At 55.8% G+C, this 453-nt stretch carries 1 protein-coding gene; it reads left to right on the plus strand.

The features are described 5' to 3' along the window. Positions 1-20: 20 nt before the first annotated feature. On the plus strand, positions 21-453 hold a 433-nt coding region (locus tag GO615_RS28010), incomplete at its 3' end, for a hypothetical protein (protein WP_169133087.1).

Below are 453 nucleotides of genomic sequence, written 5' to 3' on the forward strand. Positions count from 1 at the left end.
TAGTTCACGCCGTTATCAATATGAAAAAAGAAGCGACCACCTTCTGCGGGGGTCGTTTGCGGATCGCCAATTTGCTGTCCTCCGTTCCGGCGATCGAGATGGCAGCGCGCCGCATACCTGAGGGGTCCCGTGATCGTAGCGATCAGTGGCTCGACATCTTGAGAAAAATGGCGTCCGATCCGTTGATGAACGCCAAGAATGACGGAATGACCTGCCGTGTCCGCGAGCCGCGTTCCGAGGATGTCCCGAACACCGCAGCTCAGCACAAACTCATTGTACCACTCGCTTTTCCGCAAAACGGGCTGTGGAAGACATTTGGAGAGCATGATCCAGCGTGCATCCAGGAGTGGCGAGTATGGATCGAGCGTGGCGTAGTGCTCGATGTAGCGGGATTTGAATTCGGCACTGAGACCGCAAAAGACAGCTTCGTCGACCGTACCCGTCGTCTTGTTC

This window comes from Aromatoleum evansii (assembly GCF_012910805.1).
Taxonomy (GTDB): domain Bacteria; phylum Pseudomonadota; class Gammaproteobacteria; order Burkholderiales; family Rhodocyclaceae; genus Aromatoleum; species Aromatoleum evansii.